Genomic DNA, 11,023 nt, shown 5'->3' on the forward strand with positions numbered 1-11,023 from the left:
AAGGGGTTTTGGCAGGCGTAATCCCCACTGCTCAAGTATAAAACTCCTCCTCCCTGCGCCATGAAAATGCACCCCAATTGCCAAGGCAATCACATTGATCTCCGTGTTGGAGCTAGCCGTCGTGACTTCATGTACGTCGGCATGATGGGCGGTCTCGGTCTGAGTCTGCCGCAAATGCTGCGCTTGCAGGCTGCCAATAACATTCCTGAGGTGGAGAGCTTCAAGCCGATCGCTGATTCGATCATCCACATTTATCTGCCTGGGGGGATGGCTCAGCATGAATCTTGGGATCCGAAGCCATTTGCTTCGCCCGATTACCGTGGTCCTTACACGCCGATCAAGACCTCTATTCCCGGGGAATACGTGGGTGAGAAATTCCAAAACATCGCCAAAATCATGAACAAGCTGACGGTCATCCGCAGCATGACTCATGGTGAAGCCGCTCATGAGCGTGGCACGCACAACATGTTCACGGGCTACCGCCCAAGCCCGGCCATTAAATTCCCGAGCTTTGGCTCCATCATCTCTCACGAGATGGGTTCCCGTAACAATCTGCCACCTTACGTGGCAGTGCCAAACGTCATCGCCCCTGAGCAGGGCACCGGCTACATGAGCAGTGCCTTTGGTCCCTTCGCCCTGGGCAGTGACCCTGCGGACAAAAACTTCACGGTGCGTGACCTGCTCACGCCGAAGGACATTGATGACAAGCGTTTCGACCGCCGCCGCTCTCTCCTGAGCACTGTGGATGAGCATTTCCGTAGCGTCGAGAAGGCAGATTCCATCAATGCTATGGATAGTTTCTATCAGGCCGCTTATGGCTTGATCAGCAGCAGCCAGGCTCGTGAAGCTTTCGACCTGAACAAAGAAACCGACAAACTCCGTGATGAGTACGGTCGCAACAGCGCAGGTCAGCGTTTCCTCCTGGCACGTCGCTTGGTTGAGGCTGGCGTTCGTATGGTGTCCGTCAATTTCGGTGGCTGGGATCACCACAGCAACATCAAGAGCGCATTCGACGGTCAGGCACCTAACTTCGATCAGGCTTTTGCCCGCCTCATCACCGATCTGGCAGACCGTGGTATGCTCAAGAAGACCCTCGTCATGGTTAGCTCTGAGTTCGGTCGCACACCGAAGATCAATGCCACCAATGGCCGTGACCACTGGCCACGCGTTTTCTCGGTGGCCATGGCTGGCGGCGGCGTCAAAGAAGGCTACATCCACGGTGCTTCTGACTCCCTCGGTGGTGAGCCAGACCGTGATCCTGTCGGTCCAGAAGATCTGGCCAAGACCATGTATCGCCTCCTCGGCATCAATAGCGAGAAGCGCATCATGTCGGATGGAGCTCGCCCGATTGATATCGTCAACGGTGGTCGCATCATGAACGAGTGGATCGCCTGATCCTTCCTTCACGGATACCTCAATTTAAAGGCGGTGTGGAGCCATCCATGCCGCCTTTTACATTCCGTCCCCTCTCTCTGGATCGCTGATTTCTGCAATAAGGCAGTGTCATCCTCACGTAGTTATACCCGAATCCTTTTTTCTGCTTATGAACCTCCGTTTCTTCCTCACCCGGCTTTCGATGGTCTTCCTCGGAGGAGCATCTCTGCATGCTGCCTACCCGGAGTTTAATACCACCAAGCCCAATGGTGCCCAGCGTGGCACGGAGATGAAACTCACCGTCACGGGCAATCGCCTGGATGACTTTGAAAGCCTCATTTTCTTCTCTCCTGGCTTCACGCAGAAAAGCGTAGAGAAAGTGGAAAAGAACAAGGTGGAGCTCACGCTGACCATCGCGCCGAATGTGGAGCTTGGGAATCACTTGATGCGTATCCGCACGCGGTCGGGGGTTTCACATGCCCGTCAATTTTTTGTGGGCCCTTTCCCCAATGTGGAAGAGAAAGAGCCTAACTCAGAGTTCGACACGGCGCAAACCATTGGCTTTGACCAAACGGTGGAAGGTCTCATCACCAATGAAGATGTGGACTACTTCAAACTGACCGTGAAAAAAGGCCAGCGCATCAGTCTGGAGGCCGATGGTCTCCGCCTGGGCTACACCGTGTTTGATCCCTACATCGCCATTCTGGACAAGGACCGTTTTGAAAAAGCCTTTTCGGACGATACCATTTTGCATCGTCAGGATGGTTACTGCAGCTTCGTGGCGGAGTACGATGGTGACTACTACGTCATGGTCCGCGAGTCTTCCTACCGGGGCGGTGGCAACAACTTCTACCGCCTGCATGTGGGCAACTTCCGCCGCCCAGACGTGGTGTATCCCGCAGGTGGTAAGCTGGGCAGCACAACGAAGGTGCGGTTCATTGATAAAGAAGGTGTCTCTGAAGAAGAAGTGAAATTGCCTGAGGTCCAGGACCCCGGTTTCATGATCTTTGCCAAAGGTGCCGAGGCTGCCCCGTCTGGAAACCCTTTCCGCTTGGTGCCCTTTGACAACTCTCTGGAAGTGGAGCCTAACAATGAACAGGCTAAAGCTACCGTCGTGACGGTTGGGGAGCCGGTGGCCCTCAACGGCGTCATCGAAGCCCCTGGCGACATTGATTATTTCAAGATCGCTCTGAAAAAAGATCAGCAGGTGGTTGTGCAGGCTTTCGCACAGAGCTTGGGCTCTCCCTTGGATACTGTGATTGGCATCTACAATGCTAAAGGAGGCCGTCTGGGCTCCAATGACGATGGCGGTGGTCGCCGTCGTCTGGACAGCAAGCAGACGGTCAAAATCCCTGCCGATGGCGAGTACTTCGTCAGCATTGCCGATCACCTTGAGCGCGGTGGCCCTAACTTTGTGTATCGCGTGGAGATGGTAGCCAGCCAGCCTGAGCTTACTTTTGCCTCACCGCATTACTCAGTGAATGATTCTCACTACCGCCAGTTCATGGCCGTGCCGAAGGGGGGGCGTATGGCGTTGTTGGTCAATTTCTCACGCAACAATGTGGGCGGAGATTTCACCTTCGACGCGGCAAATCTGCCTGCTGGAGTGAAGCTGTTGACCGAGATGGCTCCGAAGGACCAGCCCGGTATGCCGCTGATGTTTGAAGCCGCCCCAGACGCTCCTCTTGGCCATGCGACGGTGCCTGTGACTCTGAAAGCCGTGGACCCCAACGTGAAAATCACTGGCACCATGCGCCAGGAGTTCGACATCGTTCGCCAAGGTAACGTCGTGTTCTACACAGAGATTCAGGACAAGGTGCCGGTGGCTGTCGTGGAGGAGGCTCCTTACTCGCTTGAAATCGTCAAGCCGTCCGTCCCGCTGGTGAATAATGGCATCCTAAATTTAAAGGTGATCTCCAAGCGCAAAGAGGGGTTCAAAGCTCCGATCCGCGTGCTCATGGTCTGGAAGCCCAATGGCATCAGCACCCTGGGTGAGCAGACCATCCCGGAAGGCCAAAACGAATGCACCTTCGTGCTGGATGCGAATGCCAATACCCCCGCAGGCACTTGGAAATTCACCGTCATGGGGGAGGCTGATGCGGGCAATGGCCGTGTGTACAATGCCTCCCCTTTCTGTGAAGTCACCACCGCCCCCGCCTATGTCAATGCACCTGCGATTCCTCTGACCGCCGTTGAGCAGGGGCAGGAGACGGTCATGGTGGCCAAGTTAGAGACCCTTCAGCCTTTCGAAGGCGAAGCGGAAGCCTCCATCGTAGGTGTTCCTGAGACCATCCCGATTGAGTCCGCGAAGATCAACAAAGACACCAAGGAAGTCTCCTTCAAGGTGAAGACTCACGACAAATCCCCTGTGGGCAAACAAGGGAACCTGTTTGTACGTGTGGACGTTCCGGTGGCCGGCGGCACCACCACACATCGCATCGCGCTTGGTTCCATCCTACGCATTGATGCCCCGCGCAAAGTCGTCGCCAAACCAGCGGCTGCGGTGGTGGCTGAGAATAAACCCAAAGAAGCTGCTAAACCGGCTGCGCCAAAACCGCTTTCTCGTCTGGAGCAGCTCCGTCAGGAAGCTGCTGGTGGAAAATGATCCGCAATGTAGATCGCCCTATTTAGCAGAATCCTGAGATGCGTCTGTTTGCCCGTGATGGCACAGACGCATCTTTGCGTTGAGGGTGGTAACTCATTTTGCAAAGGCGGAGCTAGGTCTTGAAATCCAGAGGTGCATTCCGTGGTATGGCAGTCGCATGGCCTATTCGCCGTTATTTGAGATCTAGGTGGAACCCAGAAAATGGCAGGTTTAGCATTTCCTCATCTGCATCGGCGTGGGGTTGAGCCGCGTATTTCAGGATCGACTGAAATTCGTGCCCGTGAAGTTTACCTACTGATTGCGTGTGATTTTTGTCCATTATCGAAAAAAAGCGTCACGGGCCGCGTAGGTATGTCTCAAGCCCCAATTCGTCTCCATGACAACTCCTCGCTTCGTTCGCCATTTCACCCTCTTAGGCCTTGCGGTATCGCCCACGTGGGCGTTTGCCAATCCGGCCCCCGCGCCTGCTGCTGCCGCAGCCGTTGCTCCGGTGGATTTCGCCCAAGTTCAGGCGGTGTTAGAAAGCAAATGCCTTGAATGTCACAATCCGGACAAGGTCAAAGGCAAGCTCCTCATGCACACGGCTGAGGCCATGATCAAAGGTGGTGACTCGGGCACCTCGCTGGTGCCTGGAAAGCCAGATGAAAGTGAGCTGCTGAAGCGTGTGGTCCTGCCTGCGGATCACGATGATGTCATGCCTCCCAAAGGTGGTCCTCTAGCACCGAATGAAGTGGACCTACTGAAGCGCTGGATCGCTGAGGGAGCGCACTGGCCGCAGGGGTTGACGCTTCGTGCCAAAAGCCCCGAGGAGATCAAGGCCCTGGCTGAGCTGAATGCCAAGCTGCCTTCCATGACGAAGCTGGAGATCTTCCCAGACAAGTTTGCTCTGGAAACGAAGCGCGATTTTCATCAAGTCGTCGTCATGGCCACCTTTGCGGATGCCACCACCCGCGACGTCACCAAATTTTCCAACCTGCGCGTGGCAGATGCCAAGGTCGCCAGCCTAACGGGAGATGTGTTGCAGCCCGTGGCCGATGCTGGCTCAACAGAACTGATGGCGACGCTCGGCAGCACCACGGTAAAGGCTCCCGTGAGCCTGAATGGCGGGCAGAAAGAACGTGCCATTTCTTTCAATCTGGATGTCATGCCCGTCTTCCTCCGCGGTGGCTGCAATGCCGGCGGTTGCCACGGCGCAGCTCGCGGTAAGGACGGTTTCCGCCTGAGCCTCTTCGGCATGGACCCCCAGGGCGACTATACTCGTCTCACCCGTGAAATGGTCGGTCGTCGTGTGAACCTCGCCATTCCAGAGGAAAGCACCCTCGTGGAAAAAGCCGTGGGTGCGGTGCCTCACTCAGGCAATCAGTGCTATGAGCCCGAGTCCCAGTATAACAAAGCCATTTTGGAATGGATCAGCAACGGCGCGCAGTATGACCCGCCAACCGTGGCGAAGGTGACTGGCATTGAGGTGTTCCCCAAACAGATCGTCCTGGAAGGGCAGGGGAATACCCAGCAGATCACCGTCCGCGCCACCTACTCCGATGGCACCGATCGCGATGTGACGAAGCTAGCCTTGTTCATGTCCAACAATGACCCAACGGCTTCTATCAACAAAGATGGCCTTGTCACCAGCGGTGATCGCGGCGCAGCCTTTACCCTGGCTCGTTTTGATGTTTACAGCGTCACCGCTCAGGTGCTCGTCATCCCTGCGAAATTGGAGTATGAGCGTCCGAAGCTGGTGGAAAACAATTACATTGATACTCTGGTCAATGAGAACCTGCACAAGCTGCGCATCCTGCCCAGCGGTGTCTGCACGGATGAGGAATTCGTCCGCCGCGCCTACATTGACGTCATCGGCATCTATCCAAAGCCAGACGAGATCAAAAATTTCTTGGCAGATGCGAATCCCAAGAAGCGTGAGGCTCTGGTGGACTCGCTGACCCAGCGCAAAGAATTCACCGAAGTGTGGGTGATGAAGTGGGCGGAACTGCTGCAGATCCGCTCCGGCATCGCTGGCAATAACAACCAGCCTCCATTTTACAAAAATGCTCTGCTGTATTACAATTGGTTGGGCGATCGCATCGGCAAAAATGTACCGTTGGATGAGATTGTCACCGAACTGCTCTCTTCCACGGGCGGTACCGTTTCCACTCCAGCGGTGAATTTCTACCAGACCGAACTCGATCAACTCAAGCTGACCGAAAACGTTGCTCAGGTCTTCATGGGCATGCGCATCCAGTGTGCCCAGTGCCATAACCATCCGTTTGATCGCTGGACCATGGATGACTACTATGGCTTCAAAGCCTTCTTCTCTCAGATTGGTCGTAAAGCCACGGACGACCCGCAGGAAGTCATCATCTTCAATAACAAGGGCGGTGAGTCTCGTCACTTCCTGACCCAGGCCGTGATGAAGCCGAAGTTCCTGGGCGGCGAATCCCCAGAGATCAAGCCTGGCGAAGACCGTCGTAAGATCCTGGCTGAATGGATTGCCTCACCGAAGAATCCTTTCTTCGCCCGCAACATCTCCAACATCGTTTGGGCTCACTTTTTCGGTCTCGGGATCGTGGATCCCGTGGATGACGTGCGCGTTTCCAACCCCCCTTCCAATCCAGAGCTACTCACCGCTCTGGCGGAAAACCTGACGAACTACAAGTATGACATGCGTCGTCTAGTGAAAGACATCTGCACCTCCATGACCTACCAGCGCAGCACGAAGGTGAATGAGACCAACGCGGGGGATAAGAAGAACTTCTCCCACGCCCAGGTCCGCCGTGTGCGTGCAGAGATCCTGCTGGATGCCATCTCCCAGATTACCGAAACACCGAACAAATTCCAGGGCCTGCCTCTGGGCGCTCGTGCAGTACAGATCGCGGACGGTGCCGTGAGTAACTACTTCCTCACCACCTTTGGCCGTGCCAAGCGTGAGTCGGTTTGCTCCTGCGAAGTGAAGATGGAGCCTACCCTGTCTCAGGCCCTGCATTTGATGAATGGTGATGCTGTCAATGACCGCATCAAACAGGGGAAAGTGGTGGCGACGCTCATCAAAGAGAAGAAGTCTGATGCTGAGATCGTCGAGAATCTTTACCTGCGTGTTTTTGGCCGCCTGCCAAAAGACAAAGAGAAAGAGGCCATCAATCAGACCCTCGCAGGTGCAGGCGACCAACGTCAGGTGGCTCTCGAAGATGTCTTCTGGGCACTGCTGAACTCCAAGGAGTTTTACTTCAATCATTAAAGCCTCGTCGGAGTGCAGGCTTCATCGCCTGCTTTTCCCTCGGATGCCTTCGCATCCGCTGAGATTCTCCACCCTTTTTCCTAGCCATGAAAACCCACGCCAAGATCCTTTCCCTCAGCCTTTTCACTGCCGCGAGCGCGGTGGCGCAGGATGCCGAAAAGATCACTTATGAGGACCACGTCCGCCCGCTGCTGGAGAATAAATGTTTCTCCTGCCACAGCCCGGATAAGAAGAAGGGCGACCTCGACCTCACCAGCTTCGGTGCCCTCATGACGGGCGGCGGTGGCGGTGCCATCGTGGATTCTGGCAACTCGGACGCCAGCCGTCTGTGGACGACTTGTGCCAAGAAGGAAGAGCCCTTCATGCCCCCGGAAGGCGCACCGCTAAACGCGAAAGAATTGGAGATTTTGGCCAAGTGGATCAGTGGTGGTTTGCTCGAGACCAAATCCAGCGTCGCCAAAAAATCGGCCAAGCCCAAGGTGGACATGGCCGTGGCAGTCACCAGTGGCAAGCCTGAAGGCCCTATCGCCAAACCAGAACATGTTCTGTTGGAGCCCGTCATTGTGACCCCGCGCACCACGGCGGTCACCGCCATGGCGGCCAGTCCCTGGACATCCCTGGTTGCCATCGCAGGCACCAAACAAATTTTGCTTTATGACACGGAGACCCGCCAGCTCGCAGGTATCTTCCCCTACACGGAAGGTTATGCCCGCAGTCTCCGCTTCAGCCGCAACGGTTCTCTCCTGGTCATGGGCGGTGGCAAAGGTGGCAAGCTGGGCCACGCCATTGTCTGGGATGTGAAGACGGGCAAGCGCATCGTCGAAGTCGGCAAGGAATTCGATCAAGTCATGAGTGCGGACATCAGTGCCGATCATAAAATGGTCGTCATTGGCAGCCCTTCGAAAAAGGTGAAAGTTTACGATACCGCCACGGGCGAGGAATTATACACGATCAGCAAGCACACGGAGTGGATCATGGGCACCGCCTTCAGTCCAGATGGCGTGCTACTGGCCACCTCGGATCGCAACGGCAACGTCATGGTCTGGGAAGCCGCGAATGGGGGCGAGTTTTACGTCCTGGGTCAGCACAAAGCCTCCTGCACCGACCTCGCCTGGCGTGCGGATTCTAACATCCTCGCCTCATGTTCCATGGATGGTACCATCAGCCTGTGGGAAATGAGTGAGGGGAAACAGGTGAAGAATTGGGCCGCCCATGGCGGTGGCGTTCAGTCCGTGTCATTCACTCCGGATGGCAAATTGATCTCCAGCGGCAATGACGGCCTCGTCCGCATCTGGGACATCAATGGCAACAAGATCGGCGAAGCTGCTAGCCAGGGAGACATCGTCACCAAGGTCATCGCTCTGCATGACTCCCAGTCCACCATTTCCGCCAACTGGCGCGGTGAGATCAAAGTCTGGTCTGTCGAGGCCAAGATGGCTGAAAAAGGTCAGCTTTCCAGCAACCCCCCTCTCATTGCCCAGCGCATCGTGGAGTCTGAAAAGCAAGCCACGGCATTGGTGTCACAACTTCCTGAAGTGGAAGCGAAGTTGAAGAAGGCTCAGGAGGCCGTTCAGGCCGCAGAAGCACGCCTTGGAGAAACCAAAAAGAAAACGGCAGATGCGCAGGCTCGAGTGGCATTGCTGGAAAACGAAATCAAAGAATTGCCCGCTAAGATCGCTGCCTCAGAGCAGGCCGTGTCGGAAGCTCAGGCTAAAAAAGCGGCTCAGGCTGAATTGCTGAAAAAGCACGATCAATCGCTCGCCGAAATCAAAGCTGTAGAAGCCGCTCTGGCCAAACTCAATGCCGATAAGGCTGCGTTAACAAAGCCTGAAGACGCGCCGAAAGTGGCGGAGGCGACCAAAACCATCGGTGAGCAATCGGCCAAACTGGAGGCTTTGAAAAAAGCCACAGCAACGGCACCCCAGCCAGTGGCTGAATTTGACCAAGCGATCAAAGCTGCCCAAGATCAGGTCGCGGCGCTGAAAGCGGCCAAACCAGCCAAGGAGAAAGAGCTGCCAGTCTTGAAGAAAGGCCTGGAAGCCTGGCCTAAGTCTATTGCAGACAATGAGAAACAGATTGCCGGTGCCAAGGCTGCCTTGCCTGCCATCCAGGCTCAGTTGGCAGATCAGAAGGCTCAGATCGCCGTTCTGCAAAAGCTCCCTACCATCCTCAAGGCCGCGCAGTTCAATGTGGGAGTGCTCACTGAAAAGGAAAAACTGGCCAAGCTGGAAGGAGACTTTAACGACTACACCGCTGCCAAGAAAGAGAATGAAGAGGCCAAGGTAGCGAATGCTGCTCGGATCGAATCTTCCAAAAAAGTCATCGCAGAAGCGGTCAATCAGATCCCTCAACATGAGGCCACTTTGGCCAAGTTGAAGGCTGAATTGGAAGGCATCGAAAAAGCCACTGAGCCCACTCGCGCTATGGATGCCGCCGCTGCTGCGAAGCTGGACGAAAACAAAAAAAACCTAGCTGCACGTGAGGCTGAAGTCGCCGCCCTGGTCAAGGTCCGCGACGAGGGGACGGCGGCAGCCAAAACAGCTGCGGAAGGCATCCAGAAAGCCATTGATCCACTCGCCAAAAAATTGGCGGAAGTCGCCGCGAAACTCAAGACGCCTGAAGAGCAGGTAAAGAGCAAGCTGGCAAACGCCGCCAAGTTTGAGGCCAACCATGCTACAGCGAAAAAGACTGCTGCGGCACTTACCGCTGATCTTCCAGCCCGAGAGAAAGCTGTCACCGCTGCCGAAGCAGCCCTCCCTCCGCTCGTGGCGGCTATTCAAACGTCTGACAAAGCACTCAGCGAAGCCCGACGTGCCACGGCCGAGGCTGGACGCAGCATCCAGCCAGTGCGCCAGGAAATCACTAAAGCCGAAAAAGCTGTGGCAGATGCCAAAGCCAAAAACGAAAATGCGCAGCCACTCGAGCAGGCTCTTGCGGCAGCCCGAGAAAAGCTGGCGACCGTGGAAAAACAGGCCGCAGATTCCGCCATGAAATTGGCCGATGCTCAGGGGAATTTTGATGCCCGTCGTGCCGCTCGTGAAGCCGCTGAAAAGGCTCTGACTGAAGCTCGTCAAACCTTGGGCAAAACCAAGAATGAACTGAGGGCAGCAAACACTTCCATTGCGCAGACAGAGAAACAGATCTCTCAGAGCAAAGCCGAACTGGCCGCTGCTGAAAAAGCCGCCGCTCCTCATCGTGGACAACATGAAAGCCTGACCAAGGAAATCGCGGCCCAGAAGGCTGCGCTTGCCGCTAAGCAGGCCATTCCTGCCGCTTTGCAGGCCGAGTTTGCAGCTAAGTCACAACCTCTGAATGAGGCCATCGCGCAACTCAAAGCGGCTCAGCCACCGCTGGAAAAAGCCTTTGCTGAAGCCCATGCAAAACTCGAGGCCGAGATGAAAGTGGTGGAAGCCAAAAAGCTGGAAGTCGGCCAGAGCATCACCGCCCTGGAAGCCGCCAAGAAGAAAAAGACAGAGGCCGAAGCCGCCATCGCCGCTGCTGAAAAAGACACACCTCAGCGTGATAAAAACCTCGCCGAGATCAATGCCGAGCTCGCGAAAATGCAGCCTCAGCTCGATCCCCTTCGCACGAAGGTTAAGCAGATGGAAGAGCAGTATTTCACTATGCTGCCGAAGTAACGCCGCAGACAGCCATTTAAAATCAGAGCACACGGAAGTTTCTTCCGTGTGTTTTTGTTTTTAGAGACAGTGTTGGAGGTGGGATTTGATTGTCCGGTTCTTTCTCTTCGTGCGGGAAGCTTCACTGGCGCGAAAGGATCACGCCCTGGGGCCGTATCCACTCGCCGCTTTGTTCCA

General features: G+C 55.5%; 4 protein-coding genes. All 4 read left to right on the forward strand.

The features are described from left to right. Positions 1–60 precede the first annotated feature (60 nt). The 4 genes from HNQ64_RS15080 (at position 61) to HNQ64_RS15095 (ending at position 10,846) form a co-directional block, all read left to right on the forward strand. Positions 61–1,395 (forward strand): DUF1501 domain-containing protein, encoded by a 1,335-nt coding sequence (locus tag HNQ64_RS15080; RefSeq protein ID WP_184210050.1) that lies wholly within the window; start codon positions 61–63, stop codon positions 1,393–1,395. 148 nt (positions 1,396–1,543) lie between these two features. Then, positions 1,544–3,979, forward strand: coding sequence for a PPC domain-containing protein (locus HNQ64_RS15085; protein WP_184210052.1), 2,436 nt, complete (start codon positions 1,544–1,546; stop codon positions 3,977–3,979). A 376-nt stretch (positions 3,980–4,355) separates the two neighbouring features. Next, positions 4,356–7,208 carry a PSD1 and planctomycete cytochrome C domain-containing protein gene (locus HNQ64_RS15090; RefSeq protein ID WP_184210054.1) on the forward strand — a complete coding sequence of 951 codons (2,853 nt, stop codon included), beginning with the start codon at positions 4,356–4,358 and terminating at the stop codon, positions 7,206–7,208. Positions 7,209–7,294: 86 nt separating this feature from the next. Further along, complete coding sequence (locus HNQ64_RS15095) at positions 7,295–10,846, forward strand: c-type cytochrome domain-containing protein (protein ID WP_184210056.1); 3,552 nt, start codon at positions 7,295–7,297, stop codon at positions 10,844–10,846. The last annotated feature ends 177 nt before the right edge of the window (positions 10,847–11,023 follow it).

Source organism: Prosthecobacter dejongeii (assembly GCF_014203045.1).
In the GTDB taxonomy this organism is placed as follows: domain Bacteria; phylum Verrucomicrobiota; class Verrucomicrobiia; order Verrucomicrobiales; family Verrucomicrobiaceae; genus Prosthecobacter; species Prosthecobacter dejongeii.

Bases quoted from the DNA above. Each gene is read 5' to 3' on its own strand.
- HNQ64_RS15085 (WP_184210052.1), top strand. From the start codon at position 1,544: ATGAACCTCCGTTTCTTCCTCACCCGGCTTTCGATGGTCTTCCTCGGA.
- HNQ64_RS15095 (WP_184210056.1), top strand. From the start codon at position 7,295: ATGAAAACCCACGCCAAGATCCTTTCCCTCAGCCTTTTCACTGCCGCG.
- HNQ64_RS15080 (WP_184210050.1), top strand. From the start codon at position 61: ATGAAAATGCACCCCAATTGCCAAGGCAATCACATTGATCTCCGTGTT.
- HNQ64_RS15090 (WP_184210054.1), top strand. From the start codon at position 4,356: ATGACAACTCCTCGCTTCGTTCGCCATTTCACCCTCTTAGGCCTTGCG.